Genomic DNA, 23,497 nt, shown 5'->3' with positions numbered 1-23,497 from the left:
CTAATCACGACCGCTTCGGTATGCCTGCCTGCATCGTTCAAGGATAGTGACAATAGCGGAAATTTTCGCTTGCGGCGCGAGCGCCGATTGGAAACACACTGTCACAAACGGAGTGTCGCGATGCGGATCGCTTTCTACGCGCCGATGAAATCGCCTGATCATCCCGTGCCCTCTGGCGATCGGTTGATGGCGCGGCTGTTGATCCGAGCGCTGGAAATGGCCGGCCATTCGGTCGAGGTCGTGTCCCGGTTCCGTGTTCATGCCGGCACGCCGGAGGAAGCGGCGGATGTGCTGGTGACGGCGGAAGATGAGCTTCAACGGCTGCAAGGTAAATGGCGGGACGAGCCGAAGCCGGAACTCTGGTTCTGTTACCATCCCTATTACAAGTCTCCGGATCTCTTCGGTCCCACCATCGCGGAGCAATTCGCCATTCCCTATGTCACGGCGGAAGCCTCTTATTCGCGCAAGCGCGACGGGATGGGCTGGGCCTCCCTCCAGAAACCGGTAGCTGACGCCATCCGGCAGGCGGCGATCAACATCGCCTTTACCGAACGCGATCGGAAAGGATTGGAAGACGTCTTTCCTAAAGCGCGTATCGCCGAGGTAAGACCTTTCATCGACACAGCGCTCTTCGAGGCGATAACGCCCACTCCCGATCCGCAACGCCTGATAACCGTGGCCATGATGCGGGCCGGTGACAAGATGGCGAGCTACAAGATGCTCGCAGCGGCACTACGCATGATCGAGGATCGGCCCTGGACGCTCGGCATCGTTGGCGACGGGCCGCTAAAGACCGATGTGCAAGCGCTGTTTGCCGGTTTTGACCCCGGTCGTATCGACTGGCTCGGCCAGCGGGAGCCCGAAGAAATAGCCGACCTGCTTTCGAAGAGCGGCATATATGTGTGGCCGGGTTGCGGTGAAGCCTATGGACTTGCCTATCTCGAAGCGCAGGCGGCGGGCCTTCCTGTCGTGGCGCAGGCGACTGGTGGCGTACCTGCCGTGGTGGAGGCCGATATGACCGGATTATTGACGCCGGATGGCGATACGGAAGCCTATGCGCGGGCCATTGCCGAACTGCTGGAGGAGCGCGGGCGCCGTGACGCCATGGCATCCGCCGCCCGCCGTTTCGTCATCGACGAGCGCTCACTTGCCGGCGCGTCACATCAATTGGATTTGATCCTACGCAATCATGCAGGAGCAGCACATGATCGATAGCAGCATCCGCGAGCCGTTGTATCGGGAGCTGGAGCGCTGGCGCGACGCTGGCCGCGTCGCACGGCTCTGGCTGCGGGATGACGATGCGATCGAGCCGACCGCGGCGCTGGAGCGATTACTCTCCGAGACGAAACGCTACGGCATCCCCGTGACGCTGGCGGTCATCCCGGCATCGACTGGAGAGGCGCTGGCTCAGCGGCTTGCAGATGAGGCACATGTCAGCGTGGCGGTTCACGGCTGGGCGCATCACAATCATGCTGGACCCGACGACAAGAAGCAGGAACTCGGCGGAGCGCGTCTGGAAGAAACCATTCTCGGTGAGCTCTACGAAGGCTTCCTGAAGCTGAAGGGTCTTTACCCGACACGCTTTCTAGCCATGCTGGTTCCGCCCTGGAACCGCATCGACAAGGATCTCATTCCCCAGTTGCCGGCGCTCGGCTTCGAATCCCTTTCGACTTACGGACGCGTCAAGGGAAAAAGCCCGCTCGCCATCGTCAATTCCCATGTCGATCTCATGGACTGGCACGGCACGCGCGGCGGCCGGCCGATGGTAGACCTGATCGGCGAACTGGTTGCCGAATTGCAGGACAGGTTCGAGGGCAGCAGCGAACCGATCGGCGTGCTCGCGCATCATCTGGTGCATGATGCGGCGGCGTGGGACTTCCTTGCCGAGCTCTTCGAGGCGACTTCGGGCCATCCTGCGGTGGAATGGGTTCCGGCAGCCGCACTCGTGCAGGATCAGATGTCGATGACCTGATTGTCACGGGCGGCGAAGGCACCGGCAAAGGCGGCCTGCGCCTGGCTTTCCATGACAGCAAGCTGGTCGTCGGTGCGCGAGGGCGCATGATGGAACAAGGCGAAGCGCTTCGCGCCCGCCATTTTTGCAAGTTCGGTACCGTGCTGCCACGTGGAATGGCCAAACCCTTTGAAGCGCTGCATCTCGTCTTCATTATAGGTGCAGTCATAGACGACGAGATCGGCGTCCTTCATCATCTCCAGCGCCACCGGATCGTAGCTACCCGGCGTATGCTCGATGTCGTAGATCAGCGATATGATGCGCCCTTTCCAATGGATGCGATAGCCGATCGCGCCGCCCGGATGGTTCAGCATGTAGGTCTGCATCTCGAGGCCATCATGCGGGGTCAGCGTCTGGCCTGCGTGGAAATCGCGAAAATTCATCGTCGCCTGGCAGATATCGGTCTTTACAGGGAACCAGGGCGGGCTGATGAACTGCTCGACCATCTCGCGCGTGGTCATGTTGCCGTCCAGATGGCCGGACCAGATGTTGACGTTGATCGACGGGTAGTAGATTGCCTTGAAGAAGGGCAGGCCGATGATGTGATCATAGTGGCAGTGGCTGAAGAAGAGATCGACATCGTGGACATCATCAGCGATGAGCGACAGGCCGGCTTCACGCAGGCCAGAGCCCGCGTCGAACAGCATCCGGTGCTCGCCGCAGCGGATTTCAATGCAGGAGGTGTTGCCTCCATAGCGGTCGAATTCCGGGCCTGACACGGGAATGCTTCCCCGTACGCCCCAAAATTTTACCTTAAACAGATCGTTACTCATCTTCCTTCAAACCAGCTTTCCCGCTCCGCCATCGTAGTCACCATCGCTCCCGATGCGAAGCTGCAGAATTCCACGGGTTTGCCTATATCCCCTCGCACTCTTCCAACGGCTAACCGAAGAAGAAGTAGATTTTCCTAAGCAATCGGCTTTTGGCTCAGAATGCAAGCCGGTATGGTTCGTTTTCTGTAAACGTTCCGGCATATGCGAGGTTGCGATATTTCCCGCGGGATCGTGCATCTTAAATGGTTTCGCGCGACCGAAAATGCAAATTCGTTGCTTTTGGCGGTGCTCAAGCCACGAACGGCAGGGAAACCGCGTCGGAGGTGGCCGGCAGCGAAAGCTCGTCTTTGTTGTGGCGGATCGAGGTGGGCTCAAGATCGAGTTGGTCTTGTTTCCTGCGGAAATTACTAAGATGATTTCCTTGAACAACCTTTGGAGTGAACATGTCTCCAGTCACGGAGATCCTCATAGGCCTCTCGGCTGTTTCCATCCTCATCGTTGCATTTGCCGTCTTCTTGTCCTGGAATCCTCCCTGGTGGGCGCAGTTTCGTTTCCCAGGGCGTTCCGTTCGTGGCCAAGCCGAAGGCGGCATCGAGGTGAGTTTTGATCTCAATGATGGAGGAGATGATGGATGCGACGGCGGTGGTGACGGTGGAGGCGATTAACCTCAGAGCGACGCCGTAATCCCACCGTCGACCATCAGCATATGGCCGTTGACGAAGGACGATGCGTCCGACGCCAGGAAGACGGCCGCACCCACCAACTCTTCCACATTGCCCCATCGGCCAGCCGGTGTCCGGGTTTCAAGCCATGCGGAGAATTTCGGATCGTCGACAAGCGCCTGATTGAGCGGTGTCCTGAAGTAACCGGGCGCAATGGCGTTGATCTGCAGTCCATGCTTTGCCCAGTCGGTTGCCATGCCACGGGTGAGATTGCGCACAGCCCCCTTGGTTGCCGTATAGGGCGCGATGCCTGGCCGGGCGAGTTCAGCCTGCACCGACGCGATGTTGATGATCTTGCCGCGGCCGCGGCCGATCATCGTCTGTGCCACTGGTTGGCTGACGTAGAAGATGCTGGAGACATTGGTGCGGAAGAGCTCGTCCCACTTTTCGACCGGAAACTCCTCCAACGGCGTACGAAACTGCATCCCTGCATTGTTGACCAGGATATCGATCGGGCCGATCTCTGCCTCGATATAAGCAATGGCGGTTTTGCTGGCCTCCGCATCCGTCACATCGAAAGCGGCGCTGACCGCATGGCATTTCTTTTCGCGGATCGTCTCGGCCGCCGCCTCCGCTTTCTGAGCGTTGCGGCCATTGATGATGACGGATGCGCCATGCTCGGCAAGTCCGAGGGCGAGTGCATAACCGATACCTTGGCTGGAGCCCGTCACGAGCGCGCGGCGGCCCGAAAGATCGAAAAGGGAAAAGGTCACGGGATCACTCCTGAAATCAACACCTCTGCATAGCCGGTTACCGCTTTCCTGCAAAGGCGATCAGGTGCCTAGACGCCTGGGTATGGCCGACCAGTTCCATTGCCAACCGCGGCGGGTTGTCGTGCCGCTGCCTGAAGCGTTCGGACATGGTGTCGCTCACGAGCTCTTTTCTTCAATGGATGAAAGGAAGGCGCGGATGATCGCCGTCAGCGCTTCCGGCTGTTCGACGGGCGAAATATGAGCGCAATCTTTGATCACTTCGTAGCGTGCGTTGGGGATCAGTTTGGCTGTCGAGAGCACGAGATCCGGCGGCGTCGAGCCATCCTGATCGCCGACGATGCAGATGGTCGGCACCTTGATCCTGCCCGCGGCCTCGGTGAAATCGGCGTCGCGGACCGCCGCACAGGTGGCAACATAACCTTCAACCGGCTGGCGGATCAGCATGTTGCAATAGCCGGCATAAGCGATGTTTTCTGGCCGGCGGAAAGCCGGCGTGAACCATCGTTCCATCACCATGTCGACGATGCCGGCAATGCCGCTTTTCTCGACGGCGGCGATGCGGCTGTTCCAGTTTTCGGCGGTGCCGATCTTGTGGGCAGTGCCGCAAAGGATCAGCGCTCTCACCAGATCCGGGCGGCGCTGGTACAGCGACTGGGCGATCAGGCCGCCGACCGATAGCCCACAGATGACGGCGTCCTTCACCGAAAGCAGATCAAGCAGGCCGGCCAGATCGGTGGCATGGTCCTCCATGGCGTAGGGCACCTGGCCGATGTCGGAGAGACCATGGCCCCGCATATCGTAGAGGAGAATGGCATAGTCGCCGGCAAGGCGCACGATCACATCTCGCCAGATGCGGAAGTCCGTACCAAGTGAATTGGCAAAGACGATAATCGGCCTATCAGCAGGCGCGCCGATGAGCTGGTAGTGGATCGTTACGCCGTTGATACTGGCAAACTGCACTTTAAATCTCCTCCACACGCGAACTGGGCGAGTTGATCCGGTTAAGTAGGTGAAATTTGCCGGCTTTCCAATAACTCAAGGGGTGATACGAGCGAGACGAAGAGACTAGTCGGACTGATGGTTGCGCACTGTGCAGCCGGCCTCTCGCTCGTTGCTGCTTTCAATCCTCATGGAGACGATCCGCGCGGCGGCGCCGGAGAATTTCAGGCTAACCGGCACCTGCGCACGAACCTTCAAGACAGACATCTCATTTGCTCGTAGACTCGTACCTCGGGCATCCAGAGAGGCGAAAGCAATGACAACAGGCTTCATCGGTCTCGGCGTTATGGGCACGCCGATGGCGCTCAATCTCGCACGGGCAGGCACGGATCTCATCGTCTGGAACCGTTCGCCGGAAAGTGCGGAGCAGTTGCGGGCAGCCGGCGCTGAGGTGGCTGCCGATGTGGATGCGGTGTTCTGCAAGGCCGGAACCGTGATCCTGATGCTGGCGACTGAAGCTGTGATTGACACGGTTCTCGGGCGTGGCACGCCTGACTTTGCCGCACGTGTCGCCGGGCATGTGGTCATCCAAATGGGAACGACGGCGCCGGCCTATTCGAAAGGGTTTGAAGCGGATATCCGCGCGGCCGGCGGTCGCTATGTCGAGGCGCCCGTTTCCGGCTCGCGCCGACCGGCGGAGGAGGGCCAGCTTGTGGCTATGCTTGCGGGAGAGGCCAGTGTGGTCGAGCAGGTCCGCGCGTCGCTAATGCCCATGTGTCGGGAGGTGGTCGTCTGCGGTGCCGTGCCGAATGCGCTCCTGATGAAACTCGCCGTCAACATCTTTCTCATCACGTCGGTCACGGGGTTGGCGGAAGCGGCCCATTTTGCCGGCAGGCAGGGGCTGGATATGGGAGTTTTCAGGGCAGTCGTCGATGCCGGCCAGATGGCGAGCGGCATATCGCGCATCAAGATTGGTAAGCTGGTGGATCGGGATTTCACAGTACAGGCGGCGATCGCTGACGTGTTGAAGAACAACAGGCTTGTGGCCGAGGCGGCGCGGCAGGCAGGTATTGCCTCGCCGCTGCTCGATGCCTGCCATGCACTTTATGCCGAAACCGAAAGCCTGGGGTTCGGGCGCGAGGATATGGCGGCTGTCATCCGCGCGCTTGAAGTGCGAACGGAAGCGCTCGGCCAGCCTTTTGGCGACTGAACACCAAACCGGTCTGGCCTTTCGCGTCATGCTGACGCAATCTTGCCTGTGCAGAGAGCGGCTTTTGAAGTTGGACGGTTAAATGCGCGTCTTGCTGGCGGAAGATGAACCGGAAATGGCCGCCGTGCTTGTAGCGGCGCTCCGCTGCAACAATATCATCACGGACCACGTTTCCACCATCGAGGCAGCCGAGGAGGCCGTGCGGCTGAACAGCTATGATGCCCTGTTGCTCGACCGCAGCCTGCCCGACGGTGATGGGCTTGAGCTGATTGCCGACGCGCGCCGCATCCGGCCGGCCGTTCCAGTCATCATGTTGACGGCACGCGGCGATCTGAAGGACCGGATCGAAGGCCTCGATCTCGGCGCCGACGATTATCTCGCCAAACCCTTTGCGGTCGAGGAGCTGATGGCCCGTTTGCGGGCCATTTTGCGCCGCCCAGGCAATATCGAGATCGAGAGCCTGCGCCTCGGCCGGCTGCATTTCGACCTGCGCAACCGTGAGGCGCGCGTCGGCGACATGGCGCTCGAATTGCCGCGCCGCGAATTGCTGGTGCTGGAGGCACTGATGCGACGGGCCGGCCGCACCGTGGAGCGCTCCAGTCTCGAAGACGCCGTCTACGGCATGGATGACGAGATCCAGTCCAATGCGCTCGATGCGCACGTTTCGCGCGTGCGTCGCAAGCTCGATGCGGCAGGCGCGGGGGTCGAGATCCATACGATCCGTGGAGTAGGCTATCTGATCCGGCAGGCCCGGTCATGAAGACGATGAAGTTCTATTCGCTGAAATGGCGGCTGATCCGCCGGTTGGTGGCGCTGCAGGCTGCGACCCTGGTGCTGATCGCAATCGCCTTTGCCTTCGTCTTCTGGATTTCAGGCATGAGCGGAATATTCGCTCCCGACGAGCATGCAATCGACGCTGCGGCAGGGTCGATTGTATGGGACCCTGACGGTTCGATGCGCATCACCAATACCAGAGATCTGGATTACCAGCGCGACAAGGCGGCCGATTTCTGGTTTTTGGTGCGCGATGAGCAGGGCCATGTGCTGACCGACGGCAATGTGCCTGCGCAATATCTCACCATCGCCGCTTCAGGCACCGACATCGCTGAGGCGCGTTTCAACGGGGATGAGGACAACCCTGCGACGATTGCTGCGCGCCTGCAGAAGGTGAAGACCGATCACGGCGAGTTGCTCGTCATCGTCGGCCGGCAGGGCAGCCTTCCGGCCGGTAAGCTTCTCGTCGTCTTCGTGGCGATCGCTTCCGGCGTCGTTTTGCCGGTCATTCTGCTGACGGGTCTGATAACACTGGCGGTCACACCCTTCGTGGCGCGCGGCATTCACCGTGGATTGAGCGAGGTGGCGCAGGCAGCCCAAGGAATCGACGGGACGACGCGCGGGTATCGCCTGCCGCTCGAAAACGTGCCGGAGGAAGTGGCGCCGCTGGTGATCGCCATGAACGAGACGCTGCAGCGTCTGGACGACGACCACAACAAGCAGCGGCGCTTCATGCTGGCCGCCGCTCATGAACTGCGAACTCCGATCGCTATCCTGCAGAACCGGCTGGAAACCATGCCGCCGACGGAGGCGACCAACCGGCTGCTGGAAGATGTCGCCCGTCTTTCGACATTGGCCCAGCAGTTGCTCGACCTCCAGCGGCTCAATCAGGAGCCGGTGCCGGATTGCTCGATCGACCTTGCGACGGTCGCGCGTCGGCAGGCCGCGGAACTTGCGCCACTGATCATTGCCGCGGGCTATCAGGCGAATTTTGAGCTGCGCTCGATGCCGGAGCGTATTCTCGGCGACGAGACGGGGCTGGAGCGAGCAATTGCCAATCTGGTGCAGAATGCCATCCAGCACGGCGGCAGGAGTGGTACGATTACCATCGCCGTGGAGCGACCGGCGCAGATCTCCGTCAGCGATGAAGGCCCGGGCATTGCAGCCGAAGACCGGGAGCGGATCTTCGAGCCCTTCCAGCGCGCCAATGGGCGCGGCCAGGGTATCGGGCTCGGGCTCCATCTGGTGCGCGAAATCGTCAAAATACATCGCGGGCGCGTCTGGGTATCGGATGCGGCCGGCGGCGGGGCAAGCTTCAACATGAGCTTCGAATCGACGGTCCAGCCCGCGTGAATCTTTTGCATGGCACCGGCACATGTCATGCTCGCATCATTTTAAAAAGGAATATCGGCCATCGACTGATCGATGCTGGAGACCCGCATGCAACAGCCGCCACTGGCCGCCTTCTTTAGCGCGCTTCTCGCCGAACCCAGGAAAATCGGCGCGATCGTACCCTCGGGAGGGCAGCTTGCGCGACTGATGACCAGCGAAATTGAACCTTCCACAGGCAAGGTATTGGAACTCGGCCCCGGCACGGGAGTTTTCACCGAGACGCTTCTGAAGCGCGGCCTGCCGGCGCGAAACCTCACGCTGGTTGAGCTTGAAACCCGCTTCATCGCTCCGCTGCGACACCGCTTTCCAGATGTAACGATACTTCAGCGCGATGCGCGCGAGCTTGCCGCCTGCAAGGCAGATCTCGGGCCGCAGGCGGCAATCGTCAGCGGCTTGCCGTTCCGCAACATGCCTGTGGAGGTTATCAGTGCTATTGTCGGCGGCGGATTCAGCCTGCTCGAACGCGGCGGTGCCTTCTACCAGTTCACCTACGGCCAATCCTGTTCCGTTCCTCCAGATGTGCTTGCGGAATTGGGCCTGCGGGCGGAGAGGCTCGGCCGGGTGCGCCTGAATATTCCGCCTGCCAGCGTCTTTCGCATTTCGCGCCGGCCGGAGTGACGGCTCATGGCCTTGCCGAATTTCGTAAGCGCTGCCCTGCATCTACAAATGTCGTAAGCGCGCTTATCTAACAAAATCAGCAACTTAACGGCTGCGCTTACGAACTTACGAAATTACGGCTCGTCTCAAACTCTCATGGGGATAGCCAACAGCCCTGGAATACCGGCCGTCTCTCCACCTGAGTTCATCACTATCTTCGTAAGTCCGTAAGCGGAGCAATAAACCATTGAAACCATTATTGAAATGCGCTTACAAAATTTGCGTAAGCAAGCGTAAGCGCCGTGAGCAATTCATGCTTTAGCGCAGCACAGTGCGCAGTGCGGTTTGCGTTTCCTTGAGCAGCGGCAGATAGCGCGCGACCATCTCGGACGCCGGCACATGGGCGGCCGGTGCGCCGATATTGATGGCGGCCACCGTCTGACCGCGATCGTTCTCGACCGGTACGGCGATGGAGCAGAGGCCGATCTCAAGCTCCTGGTCGATGAGAGCATAGCCCTGGGCGCGAACCTTGCGGAACTCGGCTATCAGTTCCCCAGGATCGGTCTTCGTGTTCGGCGTGTTCGCCTTCAGCTCGCTTCGGGAAAGAACCGCCCGTGCCTCGGCTTCAGGGGCGGAAAACAGCACGCGGCCCATCGAAGCGCAATAGGCGGGAAGACGGCTGCCGGGCGTGAGATTGATCGACATGACGCGGCGCTGCGAGGCGCGGGCGATATAGACGATCTCGCTGCCGTCGAGCACCGAAGCGGATGCGCTCTGGCCCGCCTTCTCGGAGAGGGCATCGAGATGCGGTTGGATCAGCACCGGCAGCGGTGTCGCCTCCAGATAGGCATGCCCGAGCCGCAAGATCTTCGGTGTCAGCGTAAAGAACTTGCCATCGTAATCGGCGTAGCCGAGTTCGGCGAGCGTCAGCAGCGAGCGGCGCACGGTGGCGCGGTCGAGGCCGGTGAGCTTCGCCGCATCGGTGATGGACAGGCGCCGATGCATGTCACCGAAAGCTTCGATCACCTTGAGGCCGCGGGCGAAGCCGCTGACGAAATCGCTTTCGCGTGGACTTATCTGGCTCCTTCATCGTGGCTCAGAAGTTCGGTTGCCGGATCAATGATTGGGTGAGGTCCCGATCGCGGCCCTTGTGCGGCCGGCGATTGCTCAGCGTGCCGGAAGCCATTTCTTCGCAACCCGGCAGGCGACCGTATAGGCAGGGTCGAAGACGTTGCCGATATCGTAGCGGACCACCTGGCCGAGCAGATGGCTGGCCGCCACCTTCGTCAGGCCGTAGTCCGCTGCGAGTACCTTCAGCATTTCGGTCGTCGCATGCTGCAGAGCCTGATCCAGCGGCCTTGCATTGCCGATGGTGATGATGTCATCGGCAATTTCGGCCCTCGGCCAGGACATCGGCCTTGCCTTTTCGACGGTCAGACGGACTGCGACCTCGAATGTCGTTTCGACGCCGGTGCCGACGATTTCGCCGTCGCCCTGGACCGCATGGCAATCGCCGAGAAAGAACAACGCGCCGGGCGCAAAGACCGGAAACCAGATCGTCGCGCCTGGACCGAGCAGGCGATAATCCATGTTTCCACCATACGCGCCGCTGGTCGCCGTTGAAATCGCCTGGCCATGGCTCGGCGCCACGCCGAAACATCCGATCATCGGCGATAGCGGCAGGACAAGGTTTTCGATGCCGGCAACCTGCTCCTTCAGCATCACCGTCATGGCTTGCCGGTCGATGTCCCACAGCGTCTTTTCGGACCTCGGAAGATCGCGAGCCGCCTCGGGGTCGATGACATTTGCCGCCAGCACACTGCGCGTGAAGCCCGTATCCCGTGTTGGCTTCATGTACAAAATCTCGACCCTGAGGGCATCTCCGGGTTCGGCGCCTTCGATGAAGATCGGCCCGTTCATGGGATTTGGACCGTGCGCCCGTTGAACCTCATTCTCGTCGTACCCCCCTGCATCGAGCGTGCGGGTTACGACCGTATCGCCGCTCATGATTTTCAAAGCAGGAGGCAAGGTACCAATAACGTTGTAAAAGGCAGTCGCGACGAAATCGTGGGTCGTCATGGTAAGAGGTTCCGCTCGGATGTCTGGATATATTGCGCAAGGTGGTCGTGTGGTTCGGCGAACTTACGCGTCAGCTGGGCGACCGTCGACGTCAAAATTGATGCTTCCGTGAATGGATAGCGAATAGGCCCGATTATTCCGGGGCCTTACGACCCGATAGGAGTGTGTGAATTGAATGCTACGCCAGGTCCATCGCGCCCTTCGTTCCGACGGGCTGTCTACCTTTGCCTCGGTCTGTTGATGCTTGGCCTTGGAGTTGTCGGCGCCATTCTGCCGCTCATGCCGACGACGATCTTCCTGATCCTGGCCGCATGGTTCTTCAGCCGGTCATCTCCGCGCCTGGAGGCCTATCTGATGAACAGTCGATTTGGCGGCTCGCTGCGTGACTGGCGCGAGAACGGCGCGATTTCCCGCAAGTCCAAGAGCTTGGCCTTGATGGGGATGTCGGCGGGATACGCAATATTCCTCGTTATCTCCAAGCCGTCTGTTCCGCCCGCGATCATTGCCGGTGCGCTGATCCTGGCCTGCGCTGCCTATGTCGCTTCACGTCCGGGTTCCGCCAGTCGCAACGAGCCGGATGAAAGTGACGGTTAATCTGCTTTGCCGACAAGAGGCACTTTACAACGAACGCAAACTCAAATTATACGGCCCGCTCACTATTGCTCCCACCTCCCAGCATTCCCATCTGAGCGCCATGCCAAAAAACCATAAGCACAAGTTCCTTCGGGAACAGTATCGACGCATGCTTGCGTCCGATCACCACATCGATCCACGCTGGCGCGAGAGTTTTGACGCCTTTCTAACGGATATCGACCACTTGGCGCCGAACACCGGAAGTCGCCGAATTATTGGTCGCAGAAACCTCAAGCTCGGTTTCGTGCCCGGAAATGTCGAGTGGCATTGGGAAAGCACGACACTGCCTGCGTCGCGGGAAAGCAGAGGACGCCAGGCCTGACAGCGCGACACGGTTGTAAGCATCTGATCAAACGGAAACGTTGAGGGCAAGGGCAGGAAGAGCGGCCATCTCAGGCTTGAGCATGCCTTCCCTCAAAGGCGCTATCCCTCGCCTTGAAGGGCTTGCGAGTCGTTGGTCTGCGGCAGCACCCGCTCCGCAGCTGCCCCATCTCGCTTTTTCGTGCATTGCCCTTCTGCGATCTCGCCTGCTAAGACTGGCCCATATCGTTTCATCACCTATGTCCTTGGTTTTTGGGAGGCTATCGTCGTCATGGCAGATCTTGCACAATCGCTTGCATCCATAAAAATTCCCGACCTCTCCGGCAAGGCGGTGCTGATTACTGGCGCTTCGACGGGCATTGGTGCGGCCGTCGCCCGCGCTTTCGCCGCGCAGGGCGTCAAAGTCGGCGTGCACTATAATTCCAGCCGCGACTCCGCCGAAAAGCTTGCCGATGAGATCAGAGCAGCCGGCGGCACTGTGTATCTGGTGCATGGTGATGTATCGCGGGAAGGGGAGACGGAGCGCGTCGTCGAAGAGACGGCTAAGACCTTCGGCCATCTCGACGGCCTCATTAACAATGCCGGCGGCATGCTCGGCCGCAAGCCGACTGCAGAATATACCGACGAGCATTATGAGAAGGTCATGAATCTCAACGCTCGCTCGGTGCTTGCAGCAACGCGTGCTGCCCATCCCTGGCTGAAGAAGCAGGGTGGTTTCATCATCAATACGACTTCGATTGCGGCGCGCAATGGCGGTGGCAACGGCGCGATCCTCTATGCGGCTTCCAAGGGTTTCGTCTCGACGATCACTCATGGTCACGCCAAGGAATTCGTCGCCGACAAGATCCGTGTCAATGCGGTCGCGCCGGGCGTCATCGCAACGCCGTTCCATGAGCGCTATACGAATGACGAGCAGATGGAATTGCAGCGCAAGTCTATTCCGATGGGTTTTGTCGGCACGTCGGAAGACTGTGTCGGCGCCTATCTTTTCCTCGCTTCGCCGACGCTCTCCGGCTACATCACCGGTCAGATCATCGAGGTCAATGGCGGTCAGCTAATGCCCTGACGGGCCCGAAAGATCGTCGTTTACGGAACTTTCGCACCATAATGACGTTTCCCGCATGCCATTCATCAAGCGGGGGCGTCATGAGCTTTTCCTTTTCCGAACTCGACTTCCTGAAACCGGAGCTGGGGGCGGAATACACCGGCACAGGCACGCATTTCGCAGTCTTTTCTGCCCATGCCGAACAGATTGAGCTCTGTCTTTTTTCTCCCGATGGGAAAAGGGAAGTCGCCCGGCTGCCGCTGCCGAAGCGAGAAGGCGACATCTGGTCTGGCTATATTGCCGGCATCGGGCCGGGCACGGTCTATGGGTACCGCGCCCATGGCCCTTACGATCCGAAGAATGGCCATCGGTTCAACCCGAACAAGCTGCTGCTTGATCCCTATGCCAAGCAGATCCTTGGCGACCTCAAATGGGACGACGCGCTTTATGGGTATACGATCGGCGAAGACGACCTCTCCTTCGATGAGCGTGACAGTGCGCCTCATATGGTCAAGGGTGTCGTTCAGGACCCCGATTTCGACTGGGCGGGTGAAGAAGCAATAAGGCGGCCATGGCCTGAGACGATCATATATGAGGCTCATGTCCGCGGGCTGACAATGCTGCATCCGAAAGTGCCCGAGAGACTGCGTGGCACGTTCCTCGGCATGTGCAGCGATCCGATTATCGATCATCTCGTCAAGCTCGGAATTTCCGCGATCGAGCTGCTGCCGATCCAGTTCTTTCCTAACGACCGCTATCTCGAAGAGAAGAATCTGACGAATTACTGGGGCTATCAGACGCTCGGCTTTTTCGCACCGCAATCACGTTATCTATCGGGTGACAGGATCACCGAGATCAAGACCATGGTGAAGAAGTTCCATGCGGCCGGTATCGAAGTCATCATGGACGTCGTCTATAATCATACGGCCGAGGGCAGCGAGAAAGGTCCGACGATGTCTTTCCGCGGCCTCGACAATGCAAGTTACTACATCCTTTCGCCCGACGATCCGCGCCATACCTTCGATACGACAGGCACCGGAAACACTCTGAACGTCGCTCATCCCATGGTCATGCGCATGGTGCTTGATAGTCTGCGCTATTGGGTAGGCGTGATGCATATCGATGGTTTCCGCTTCGATCTTGCGAGCACCCTTGGACGTCAGGATCTGGAATTCGACCGGCAGGGACTGTTTTTTGGCGCCATCCGTCAGGATCCGATCCTTGCGGGCGTCAAGCTGATCGCCGAGCCCTGGGATGTCGGTGCCGGTGGCTATCAGGTCGGTGGCTTTCCGCATCCTTTTCGCGAATGGAACGACAAGTTTCGAGACGATGTACGGCGCTTCTGGAAGGGAGACGGCGGCATGGTGTCCGAAATCGCTCAGCGCATCACCGGCTCCGCACTCCAGTTCAATCACTCGGATCGCGGTGCGACGTCATCGATCAATCTCCTGTCGGCTCATGACGGCTTCACGCTGATGGATACTGTTTCTTTCAACGACAAGCACAATGAGGCAAACGGCGAGGATAACAGGGACGGCCATTCGGACAATCATTCAGATAATATGGGTGCCGAAGGCGCAACCGATAACGAGGACATTAACAGGCTGCGTGGGCGCCGACGCCGCAATATGATGGCAACATTGATGCTCTCCCAAGGCGTGCCGATGATCCTTGCCGGGGACGAGGTCGGCAACAGCCAGGGCGGCAACAATAACGCCTACTGTCAGGACAATCAGATCGGCTGGACGAAGTGGGATGGTCTCGATGACCCCTTTCTGGATTTCTGCCGCAAAGCCATTGCGTTCCGCAAGGCGCATCCTGTGCTCAGGCAAGAGCGTTTTCTGACGGGCGACAGCACCGAAGACGGCCGTATCGAAATCGCCTGGTACAAGCCGGACGCCAGTTTCATGGATGACGGCGCCTGGAACGATGACGCACTTCAAGTACTGGGAGTCTATCTGTCGAAAAGTGCGCATTCTCCCGACACCGAGGAGATGGACGATCTCTACCTAGTCTTCAATGCCGGTGGAGACTGCGAGGTGCATCTGCCGGAGGTCAATGGGCTGAAGAAATGGGCGCGCGTGCTCGATACAGGTGCCGAGGACGACGCTTTCAAGCTCCATGAGCAGGAGAGCCCGGTCATGGTTTATGCCCAAAGCATCGCAGTCTTTGCACCGAGGGGACAGACCAAACCGCCAGAAGACGCAACCAAGGCGGAACGACGCAGATGGTTCCACTTCGGCCGGCGGGGTAGGTGACGGGTCGATAACCAGCAATGAATGCAGAAGTCATCACCGAGCTTGGCCTTGTTTATGTCAGCGACACCGAACCGGGCATCCGCAGGCGAAGGAAAGGCAAGGGTTTCAGCTATCAGCTCCCGGACGGTACTAAACTCACCGACGAATCCCAGAGGGCTCGCATACAGGCGCTCGGGTTGCCGCCGGCCTATGAGAATGTCTGGATCTGCATCTACGAGAATGGCCATTTGCAGGCGACGGGCTATGACGCGCGCGGACGCAAACAATATCGCTACCACAAGGATTGGCAGTCTTTTCGAAGCGCCGGCAAGTTCCATCAGCTCATAGAGTTTGGCCGGGCGCTGCCGAAGATCAGGCGAACGGTCTTACGCCATCTTGACACCGGCGCCGATGATATCGACGGCGTACTCGCGGCGCTGACGACACTGCTTGACGAGGCGCATCTGCGTGTCGGCAACCAGGCCTATGTCAAGGAAAACGGTACCTACGGCGCGACGACGCTTCTCAAGCGCCATCTGAAGATCGTCGATGGCCGCATCGAACTGAAGTTCCGTGCCAAAGGCGGCAAGCGCGTACAACGCAGTCTCAAACATCCACGGCTGCAGAAAATTCTGGAGGAGATCGCGGACCTGCCGGGCCGGCAGCTCTTCGTCTGGAAGGATGAGACCGGCGCGCTGAAGCCAATCGATTCCGGTCGGCTGAATGCCTATCTGGCCGAGATTTCAGGCATCGCCATTTCGGCCAAGACGTTCCGCACATGGGCCGGCTCGCTTGCCGCTTTCGGCGCGGCACGCAAAGCCAAATCAGCGGGACGGCGGCCGAGCGTGAAGGAAATGTCGGAGGCTGCAGCAGAGGCTCTGCATAACACGCCGGCGATTTCGCGCTCCAGCTATATTCACCCGGCGATTATCGCACTTTCAGGTTCCGACGAAACACTGGAAGAAAGTGAGGTGGAGCTCTTGCGCGGGCTTCGGGCAGACGAAAATCGCATGTTGGATTTTTTAGAGCGCCACTCGGTCCCCGGGTGACGAAAAGAACCCGCGGCTGTGATCTGACACCGCGGGCTTCGAGTTTAACAGGAGCGTAAGCGTCAGGCGGCGCGCTTCTCGTGGCGGCCTTCCTCGACCTCTTCGACGATCTTGTTGACGAACGCTTCAAGATCGTCTGGTGAGCGGGAGGTGATGATGCCCTTGTCGGTAACGACCTTCTCGTCCTTCCATGTCGCTCCGGCATTCTTTACATCGGTCTTGATCGACCAATAGGAGGTTGCCTGGCGGCCACGAAGGGCATCAACCTCAATCAGCAGCCAGGGGGCATGACAGATGGCGGCGACGACCTTGCCGGATTTGACGAATTCGCGGACGACTCTCACGGCGTTGTCGTCTATACGAAGCTTGTCAGGATTGATTTGGCCGCCCGGCAGCACCAGCGCGTCAAAATCTTCGATCTTTACATCCTTGGCCTGCATGTCGACAGGAACGCTATCGCCCCAATCGGTCTTGTCCCAGCTCTTGATCTCACCTTCCTTGATAGAAGCGATCTTAACGAATGCGCCGCGTTTCTTCAGTTCGTCCAAGGGCACGCGCAACTCGGAGCGCTCGTAGCCGTCGGTGGCGAGGATCAGAATTTTTGCGGATTTGATGGAAGACATTGCTTCTCCTTTCCTTCATGTCGAATTCGGGATCAAAAGCAAAACCGATGGCGCCCCCGATCGTTCCAAGAAAATTGCGGGAAGAACTCAGGAAACGTCCGTGTCCAGTTCCGGGTAGTGACGGAAAATTCCCTCTGTGTTGAACGCCAGCCGACGGTCGGATTTCAGATAGCGGGCGATGTTCGGGCGCTGCTCGACGCTGTCATGCAAAGCGGCAAGCAGAGGATATCTGCGGCGATAATTGCTCATCGCTTTCGGGAAGGCATAGACGAGACCCTCGATGATTTGGAACAGCGACAAATCGACATAGGTCAGCGTATCGCCGACAATATGGCCCGGACCCGCCGGGTTCTGTTTCAGTACGCGTTCGAAATAGCCGAGAAATTTTGGAATCCGCTCCTTGATGAACGCGGCCGACCGAGCCTTGGCTTCTTCCTTCTGATCTTCGTAGTAGAGCGAAGTTGCGATCGGATGGTGTGTGTCATGCACCTCGGCAACGAAATCAGTGACGGTGAGCTGCAGGCCATTTGCGACGTAACGCAGCCCCTCCTCGTCAGGCGCAAGCCCGAGTTTAGGGCCGAGATAAAGGAGGATGTTGGCGACGTGCGAGATAATGAGATCGCCATCCTTCAGAAAGGGTGGGGCGAAGGGTAGTTGCGCCTCGCTGTCGCTCTTCATGATGGCAAGCATCGCGCCGGTGCCGTGTCCGCGGCCCGACTGGCGGGTGATGTCGATATAGTCGGCGGCAGCTTCCTCAAGTGCCAGCCGCACGAATTCGCCACGGCCCTGAATGCCGTCCCAGTAATAAAGTTCGTAAGTCATCTGCCCTCGTGATCCTCAGTGCCTGGTTTCGCGTCCGAAATCCTTGCGCAACTCATCCTTCGCCTTGTCAAGTGTGCCCTTCTGCTTCTTCGGCAATTGATCTCCGGCGCGGTTGACGTAGAAATTCAGCATCGACATTGCCGAGCGGAAGGGGCTGGACTTGCGCCGATGGCTGCTCTCTGCCGCCTGCTTCAATGAATCGGCGATCCTCTTCGGATCGTTGGATTTGAAGACGCCTTCTTTGAGATCCATAGCGTCGCTGTTTTCGGTCACGCCCTGTGACCATTTTTTCTTCTTCTTCGTCATGGTGAAGTTCCTTCGCAGGAGCGGCAAGCCGGACTGCCTCCCGCTCTGCCCTGATAATAGGTCTATTAGTGTTGGGCGTGTTGATCGTTACGCTTGCGCGTGGCAGCGGCCTTCTTGGCTGATGCTGAGCGCTCTTCTTTCGAACGGGATGCAGAAGCCTGTCCACCGATGCGGCCGCCCTTTTCGGAGGACTCGTGCGTATCCTTCTTGCCACGGCCCGAACCGGATTTATTACCGCCGCCACTTTCCTTGTTGACGGTCGCCCAGGCGCGACGCTCGGCTTCGTCCTGAGAAACGCCGCGATCCTCATAGCCTTCCTCGATATGCTCAGCCTTCCTCTTTTGCTTGTCTGTGTAAGCAGATTTGTCACCTTTCGGCATGACTGCCTCCTCTGGTTTAAATGAGGCTCAACTGGCTGCTCTCGTAAAAGTTCCGGCCTTTTCCGCTCTGCGGCCAAGAGATCGAAACCTGGAGCAAGGCTGTATTTGCGCGGTTTCCCTATCACCCCCTGGCGATCGGCTCGATGTCGGCGACACCCTGTCGGTCGACCTGAGGGCTCGCCATGACGGCTGCACAAATCGCGAGGCCTTGTTTCAAAAATATACGGAACTAGACGGTTCCCAGGTGGCCCAGGTCTAGGCGATGGGGCGCTGTTGGGCGGCGACTTTTACCGCGCGGTCGAGTGCTGCGGTCGTAAACGGCTTTGGCAGCAGCACCGAACCGGAAAAACGGCTCGCCTCCGGAAGGTTGCTGTTACCGGTCGCAAAGATAAGACCGAGCGAAGGGAAAGCTTCGCGCGCCAGCGCTGCGAAGGCCGGGCCGGACATGCCCGGCAGGCCGACATCGGCGATGATGATATCTATACCCGCCTCCGAGCCACGCAGCAGTTCGATGCCCTGTTCGCCGCTGTCGGCTTCGATTACGTCATATCCGAGATCTCGCAGGATTTCGGCAGTATCCATGCGGATGAAGGTATCGTCTTCGACCAGGAGAAGCTTCAGCCTGGCCTGGACGATGTCACGCGGCTGTCCGTTGGCCGGCAATGGCACCGGATTGGTCAGGCGGCGTTGAGCCTGATTGACGAGGACGTGGCGGACTTTCCGCGCCAGGGCCTCCCGTGTATACGGCTTGGAAAGGAGCTCCAGGCCAGGGTCGAGCCGGCCGCCATGAACGATCGAGTTTTCGGTATAGCCTGACGTATAAAGCACTGCGATATTCGGCAAGCGCTCGCGGGCCATCCGCGCTAGCTCGGGGCTTTTTAGCGGACCGGGCATGACCACGTCGGTAAAAAGCAGGTCGATATGCGCGCCGCTCTCGATCACGGTCAACGCGCTCTGGGCGTCCTTGGCTTTCAGCACGTAATAGCCCAGGTCGGTCAGCATCTCGACCACCGTTGCACGCACACCTTCATCATCTTCAGCGACCAATATCGTCTCGGTGCCGCCGGTTGCGGGGACATTGTCGCCAGTGGCTATTCTGTCCTCGCTCTGGAAGGAGCGGGGAAGATAAAGTTTCACCGTGGTACCGTCGCCGGCCTCGCTATAGATCTTCACATGGCCACCGGACTGCTTGGCGAAGCCGTAGACCATGGAAAGGCCGAGGCCGGTGCCCTTGCCCTCCGGTTTGGTGGAAAAAAACGGTTCGAAAGCCTGCTCGACGATCTCGGGCGGCATGCCAGAGCCGGTGTCGGTGACGGCAAGAACCACATATTGGCCGGCTGCGACCCCCGGATGCGTGCGGCTATAGGAATCATCGAGAAAGGCATTGCCCACTTCGATTGTCAGTTTGCCTGCGCCATCCATTGCATCGCGCGAATTGATGGCAAGGTTCAGCAGTGCGTTCTCAACTTGGGCCGGGTCGGCAAAACTATTCCAAAGGCCGCCGGAAACCATGGTCTCCACCTCGATTTCCTCACCGAGCGCGCGGCGCAGCATGTCATCCATCGCAGAGACAAGGCGGCCGATATTGATCACCTTCGGCTCCAATGGCTGGCGGCGGCCGAAAGCGAGAAGCTGACTGGCGAGCCGCGACCCGCGCTCGACGGCGGACAGCGCGTTGGAAATGCGCTCTTTGGCTCGGCCGTTGTTCACCACGTCCTTGCTGAGCAATTGAAGATTACCTGAAATGACCTGCAGCAGGTTGTTGAAATCGTGCGCGACGCCGCCGGTGAGCTTGCCGATCGATTCCATCTTCTGCGCTTGCTGCAGGGCTGCTTCCGCCTGCTGGCGGTCGAGAATTTCGGCAGCGACACGGATTTCAAGCGTTTCGTTCAGCTTGCGGAGCTGGTCCTCGGCCTCACGACGCTGAGCGATTTCGATCTCTGCGGCGCGGATGAGCCGGGCGTTGTCGATTGCGACGGCAGACTGGCCAGCCAGGCTGACGAGGCTTGCCTCGGCCGCATCTGAAAAGCGTGCGGGCTGGCTGTGACCGAAGAACAGTCCGCCGATGACGTTGCCGTCGCGCGACTTGACCGGCACGGCGAGATAGCTGCGCACGGGAAGGTGGCCGCTCGGCATGCCTGAATACGGCGCATTCTGTCCATAGCGCCGATCAAGCAGGATATCGTCGGAGCGCACGACGCCCTCGCCGCTGAAAGTCGGCTCAAAGACCTTCGTATTACGCGGCATCGGAAACCTGTCGAAATGTTTCCTGTCGACCCCCGACAGCGCATAAAGCATGTAACTGCCGCCTTCGCCGTCGTCGACATTGTAGAAAAAGGCGCCGAATTCGGCGCCGGTCAACGCTACGCCGGCATCGACGGCGATCTGTGTCAGGCGATCGACATTGAGCTCAGCGGTAATCGCCGAGCCGGCGCGGTTGACGAGAGCGAGTGTTGCTGATTTTTCCCGCGCCTCATCCAGGGCGATGCGCTCCCGGCGCTTGGCGAGCACCTGGTCCGTCACTTCCATGGTCGCGCAGAGGATGCCGGCGACCTTGCCGTCGTCGTCCCGTAGCGGCGTGTAGGAAAAGGTGAACCAGGTATCTTCCGTCTGCCCCTCGCGCCACATGGGAACGCGCAGTTCCTTGTAGAGCTGCGATTGACCGTTGAGCGTCGCCTTCACGATCGGTTCGAACTGCGGCCAGATATCCGACCAGACCTGCTGAAACGGTTTTCCGAGGGCGGCAGGATGCCGTTCGGGAAAGATCGCGATATAGGCGTCGTTATAGATGAAGGCCAGTTCGGGACCCCAGGCGACGAATTTCGGCTGACGCGAGTTGACGACCATTTCCGCGATATGCCGCAGTGAACTCGGCCATGTTTCGACTGGCCCGACGCCGGCCGCATCTAAGCCCTTCCGGCGCAGCAAATTTCCGATTTCGCTATCGCCTTCCGGCCAGCGGCCCCCAAACCGTGCCATCAAAAATCGCTTTCATTCCTATTCGGTATAGTCTGCACCGGGCTGCTTGCCGATCCATGTCCCCAAATAGAGGCCTGGAGCATAAGGGAAAGAGTGAGGTGCAAATATCGTTATCCGGGCAAGAGACCGATTACTTGCGATGAAGCTGTTTATATTTGTTATTCCTGATCCAGCTTTTGCGAGGTGACAAAAGCGCGGCTCGAAGCAAAGGAACGAAGCTGAATGGGCTTTCGCGGGTCGCGAAAGAAAACGCCGACTATATTGTCGACGAATAGGATAAGCCCCAGTGCGAAACCGACATAAAGCAAGGCAGCGACCAGAAGAAGCGACATCTCCATCCTCACACCGGTGCCAAAAAAACCGGGCCGAAAGCCGCGGGAACTGAGGTAGCAAGGGCATAAGCGAAATGGCGGTTCACGGCAACTTCCCCTGTTTGCCCATAAACAGCTGAAAGATAATCTTGTTCCCCGTTTCGAGAGGTGGACGCAGCTTTTTACCAAGATGTCCGGACAGACGTTTCATTCGGCTTGTGTTCACCCCCCGCGCAGAAGCTGTCGCTCCATAAGCCTCCTATCACGCAACTAATTCAAACTTATGACAAAACAGCCTCAGGGGCGCCTGAAGGCGCCCTTTTCGTTAAATGTGAATATTGCTCTTTCAGGAAGCCGACTTGCGTACGGCTGGGCGCTTCGGAGCCGGTTTGACGATGCCGCTAGCTTTTGTGTTTGTCGCCGCCCGTTTGGCAGGTTTCTTGTCTTCACCGCCATTCATGACCTCAGCCGCTGCTGCCGGTGCCGCCGTCTTGGCCGCCACCGTCCGCTTCGTCCGAGGTTTCACTTCCTTACCGTTTGAGGATTTTGAAGCCCCCTTGAGTGCGTCATGCTCGACCCGTGCTTGCTCCCAATGGATCGAATCCCGTCCCGTTGGGTGTCCCTCTTCTTCCCAGAGGGCATATGCACGTTTTTTTATCCACTCGTCCCGAGTTTCTGCCATCGCTGATCTCCAGTCACAACATGCCGTCGTCCGAACGCGATACTGTTGAAAAGGTTCCAGACAATGGGTCCGGTTTCAAGGGGATTTGGCAAGTAAATCCGGAATATTTTTGCGTTGCAATATTTATAGGCAACAACTCGTTCTAGTTGCCTTGATATTGGACAGCGCGGTGCAGGTCCGCGATGAAATTTGCACGCTGGCGCGCGACATCCTCTTGGTCGCGAATCCGCAGAAGGAAGGAGGGGTGGATGGTCACGAGGACCGCCGGGTGGTTGCGGGGCGTAAGAATGTGGCCGCGCTCTGGCGTCAATTTCACCTTCGAGCCGAGGAGAGAGTAAAGTGCTGTCGCGCCGAGTGCGACAACGAGATTGGGCCGCACCAATTTGATCTCGGCACCGAGCCACCAGGCGCAACGCTGGATCTCCCCCGCATTGGGTTTCGAATGCAGGCGGCGCTTGCCGCGAGGCTCGAATTTAAAATGCTTGACCGCATTGGTGACGTAACAGCGCGAGCGGTCGAGCCCCGCTTCTTCGAGACAAATGTCCAGCAGACGTCCGGCCGGGCCTACGAAAGGGCGTCCGGCAATATCCTCCTTGTCGCCGGGTTGTTCTCCGACGAGCATGATCGCAGCCCTTTGCAATCCCTCGCCGAAGACGAGCTGGGTGGCGTTTTTATAAAGTTCGCAGCGCGTGCAACCTTCCGCCTGATGTCTAAGCTGATCGAGGCCGGCGGCGTCGGCGCTTTCAAGCGTGAAGGCAGGACCGAATTTTGGTGCGACGTTCATTGGCGGTAGACCCTTGGCTTTCACTCTCAACCGATCGCGCCGCGGATTGTTCCTACCCGTTGGAACAACCCGCAGCCTCGGGACTTTGATGCTGATCGGAAAATCACACAGGGCT

25 protein-coding genes and 1 pseudogene are annotated in these 23,497 nt (G+C 59.0%); 12 read left to right on the top strand and 14 right to left on the bottom strand.

The window, feature by feature from the left end; genetic code table 11:
• The first annotated feature begins 120 nt into the window (after positions 1-120).
• Together JNB85_RS00970 and JNB85_RS00965 are read left to right on the top strand one after the other, a co-directional pair.
• A complete protein-coding gene (locus JNB85_RS00970) occupies positions 121-1,215 on the top strand; it encodes a glycosyltransferase family 4 protein (protein WP_220332525.1) in 1,095 nt (364 codons plus the stop codon).
• Positions 1,205-1,972 (top strand): polysaccharide deacetylase family protein, encoded by a 768-nt coding sequence (locus tag JNB85_RS00965; RefSeq protein ID WP_220332524.1) that lies wholly within the window; start codon positions 1,205-1,207, stop codon positions 1,970-1,972. Before JNB85_RS00970 ends, JNB85_RS00965 begins: the two co-directional genes overlap by 11 nt.
• Here the strand turns inward: JNB85_RS00965 and JNB85_RS00960 are convergent.
• A complete protein-coding gene (locus JNB85_RS00960) occupies positions 1,954-2,784 on the bottom strand; it encodes an MBL fold metallo-hydrolase (RefSeq protein ID WP_220332523.1) in 831 nt (276 codons plus the stop codon). The two genes, JNB85_RS00965 and JNB85_RS00960, sit on opposite strands and share 19 nt — an antisense overlap.
• Before the next feature lie 443 nt (positions 2,785-3,227).
• On the opposite strand from JNB85_RS00960, the gene JNB85_RS00955 reads away from it, so the two are divergent.
• Positions 3,228-3,449: a hypothetical protein gene (locus JNB85_RS00955; protein WP_220332522.1), complete on the top strand. Its 222-nt coding sequence runs from the start codon at positions 3,228-3,230 to the stop codon at positions 3,447-3,449.
• A 2-nt stretch (positions 3,450-3,451) separates the two neighbouring features.
• On the opposite strand, the gene JNB85_RS00950 is transcribed toward JNB85_RS00955, so the two are convergent.
• From JNB85_RS00950 to JNB85_RS00940, 3 genes are all read right to left on the bottom strand, one after another.
• Complete coding sequence (locus tag JNB85_RS00950; RefSeq protein WP_220332521.1) at positions 3,452-4,219, bottom strand: SDR family oxidoreductase; 768 nt, start codon at positions 4,217-4,219, stop codon at positions 3,452-3,454.
• A gap of 156 nt (positions 4,220-4,375) precedes the next feature.
• Entirely contained in the window at positions 4,376-5,179 is an 804-nt protein-coding gene (gene pcaD, locus JNB85_RS00945) for a 3-oxoadipate enol-lactonase (protein ID WP_220332520.1), read from the bottom strand.
• Between the two features lie 105 nt (positions 5,180-5,284).
• Complete coding sequence (locus JNB85_RS00940; RefSeq protein ID WP_220332519.1) at positions 5,285-5,425, bottom strand: hypothetical protein; 141 nt, start codon at positions 5,423-5,425, stop codon at positions 5,285-5,287.
• On the opposite strand from JNB85_RS00940, the gene JNB85_RS31045 reads away from it, so the two are divergent.
• From JNB85_RS31045 to JNB85_RS00920, 4 genes are all read left to right on the top strand, one after another.
• A complete protein-coding gene (locus JNB85_RS31045) occupies positions 5,358-6,368 on the top strand; it encodes an NAD(P)-dependent oxidoreductase (protein ID WP_338050302.1) in 1,011 nt (336 codons plus the stop codon). The genes JNB85_RS00940 and JNB85_RS31045 overlap by 68 nt on opposite strands.
• 82 nt (positions 6,369-6,450) lie before the next feature.
• Positions 6,451-7,128: a response regulator transcription factor gene (locus tag JNB85_RS00930; protein ID WP_220332517.1), complete on the top strand. Its 678-nt coding sequence runs from the start codon at positions 6,451-6,453 to the stop codon at positions 7,126-7,128.
• Positions 7,125-8,495: a sensor histidine kinase gene (locus JNB85_RS00925; protein ID WP_220332516.1), complete on the top strand. Its 1,371-nt coding sequence runs from the start codon at positions 7,125-7,127 to the stop codon at positions 8,493-8,495. The genes JNB85_RS00930 and JNB85_RS00925 overlap by 4 nt, the downstream gene beginning before the upstream one ends.
• 87 nt (positions 8,496-8,582) lie before the next feature.
• A complete protein-coding gene (locus tag JNB85_RS00920; RefSeq protein WP_220332515.1) occupies positions 8,583-9,152 on the top strand; it encodes a class I SAM-dependent methyltransferase in 570 nt (189 codons plus the stop codon).
• A gap of 297 nt (positions 9,153-9,449) precedes the next feature.
• Here JNB85_RS00920 and JNB85_RS00915 read toward each other — a convergent pair whose 3' ends face one another.
• Both JNB85_RS00915 and JNB85_RS00910 read right to left on the bottom strand, forming a co-directional pair.
• On the bottom strand, positions 9,450-10,208 hold the full coding sequence (locus tag JNB85_RS00915; protein WP_220333076.1) for an IclR family transcriptional regulator: 759 nt from the start codon (positions 10,206-10,208) through the stop codon (positions 9,450-9,452).
• A 90-nt stretch (positions 10,209-10,298) separates the two neighbouring features.
• The gene (locus tag JNB85_RS00910; protein ID WP_220332514.1) at positions 10,299-11,210 is read right to left on the bottom strand and encodes an acetamidase/formamidase family protein; all 912 of its coding nucleotides are present in this window, start codon (positions 11,208-11,210) and stop codon (positions 10,299-10,301) included.
• Positions 11,211-11,381: 171 nt separating this feature from the next.
• On the opposite strand from JNB85_RS00910, the gene JNB85_RS00905 reads away from it, so the two are divergent.
• The 5 genes from JNB85_RS00905 (at position 11,382) to JNB85_RS00885 (ending at position 16,495) form a co-directional block, all read left to right on the top strand.
• Complete coding sequence (locus JNB85_RS00905; protein ID WP_220332513.1) at positions 11,382-11,804, top strand: YbaN family protein; 423 nt, start codon at positions 11,382-11,384, stop codon at positions 11,802-11,804.
• The gene (locus JNB85_RS00900) at positions 11,788-12,165 is read left to right on the top strand and encodes a hypothetical protein (protein WP_220332512.1); all 378 of its coding nucleotides are present in this window, start codon (positions 11,788-11,790) and stop codon (positions 12,163-12,165) included. Before JNB85_RS00905 ends, JNB85_RS00900 begins: the two co-directional genes overlap by 17 nt.
• A gap of 270 nt (positions 12,166-12,435) precedes the next feature.
• A complete protein-coding gene (locus JNB85_RS00895; RefSeq protein WP_220332511.1) occupies positions 12,436-13,230 on the top strand; it encodes an SDR family NAD(P)-dependent oxidoreductase in 795 nt (264 codons plus the stop codon).
• 80 nt (positions 13,231-13,310) lie between these two features.
• On the top strand, positions 13,311-15,467 hold the full coding sequence (glgX, locus tag JNB85_RS00890; RefSeq protein ID WP_220332510.1) for a glycogen debranching protein GlgX: 2,157 nt from the start codon (positions 13,311-13,313) through the stop codon (positions 15,465-15,467).
• A 17-nt stretch (positions 15,468-15,484) separates the two neighbouring features.
• Complete coding sequence (locus tag JNB85_RS00885; RefSeq protein ID WP_220332509.1) at positions 15,485-16,495, top strand: DNA topoisomerase IB; 1,011 nt, start codon at positions 15,485-15,487, stop codon at positions 16,493-16,495.
• A 62-nt stretch (positions 16,496-16,557) separates the two neighbouring features.
• Here the strand turns inward: JNB85_RS00885 and JNB85_RS00880 are convergent, their stop codons facing one another.
• The 8 genes and pseudogenes from JNB85_RS00880 to JNB85_RS00845 form a co-directional block, all read right to left on the bottom strand.
• Positions 16,558-17,118: a DJ-1/PfpI/YhbO family deglycase/protease gene (locus JNB85_RS00880; protein WP_220332508.1), complete on the bottom strand. Its 561-nt coding sequence runs from the start codon at positions 17,116-17,118 to the stop codon at positions 16,558-16,560.
• Positions 17,119-17,205: 87 nt separating this feature from the next.
• Positions 17,206-17,940: a glutathione S-transferase gene (locus JNB85_RS00875; RefSeq protein WP_220332507.1), complete on the bottom strand. Its 735-nt coding sequence runs from the start codon at positions 17,938-17,940 to the stop codon at positions 17,206-17,208.
• A 15-nt stretch (positions 17,941-17,955) separates the two neighbouring features.
• The gene (locus JNB85_RS00870; RefSeq protein ID WP_220332506.1) at positions 17,956-18,246 is read right to left on the bottom strand and encodes a DUF3175 domain-containing protein; all 291 of its coding nucleotides are present in this window, start codon (positions 18,244-18,246) and stop codon (positions 17,956-17,958) included.
• Positions 18,247-18,311: 65 nt separating this feature from the next.
• Complete coding sequence (locus tag JNB85_RS00865; RefSeq protein ID WP_220332505.1) at positions 18,312-18,626, bottom strand: plasmid stabilization protein; 315 nt, start codon at positions 18,624-18,626, stop codon at positions 18,312-18,314.
• Between the two features lie 255 nt (positions 18,627-18,881).
• Positions 18,882-21,605 carry a hybrid sensor histidine kinase/response regulator gene (locus tag JNB85_RS00860; protein WP_220332504.1) on the bottom strand — a complete coding sequence of 908 codons (2,724 nt, stop codon included), beginning with the start codon at positions 21,603-21,605 and terminating at the stop codon, positions 18,882-18,884.
• 158 nt (positions 21,606-21,763) lie between these two features.
• A complete protein-coding gene (locus JNB85_RS00855) occupies positions 21,764-21,943 on the bottom strand; it encodes a hypothetical protein (protein ID WP_420852247.1) in 180 nt (59 codons plus the stop codon).
• Between the two features lie 469 nt (positions 21,944-22,412).
• Positions 22,413-22,598 (bottom strand): annotated as a pseudogene (locus JNB85_RS31040) (DUF2934 domain-containing protein); the annotation flags it as partial.
• 142 nt (positions 22,599-22,740) lie between these two features.
• Positions 22,741-23,382, bottom strand: coding sequence for a UdgX family uracil-DNA binding protein (locus tag JNB85_RS00845; RefSeq protein WP_220332501.1), 642 nt, complete (start codon positions 23,380-23,382; stop codon positions 22,741-22,743).
• Positions 23,383-23,497: the final 115 nt, after the last annotated feature.

Origin of the sequence: Rhizobium mesosinicum, assembly GCF_019511345.1 — a bacterium.
Classification (GTDB): Bacteria; Pseudomonadota; Alphaproteobacteria; order Rhizobiales; family Rhizobiaceae; genus Rhizobium; species Rhizobium mesosinicum.
Note: the sequence above shows the minus strand (reverse complement) of the source record. Positions and strands in the feature narration are given on the sequence as shown.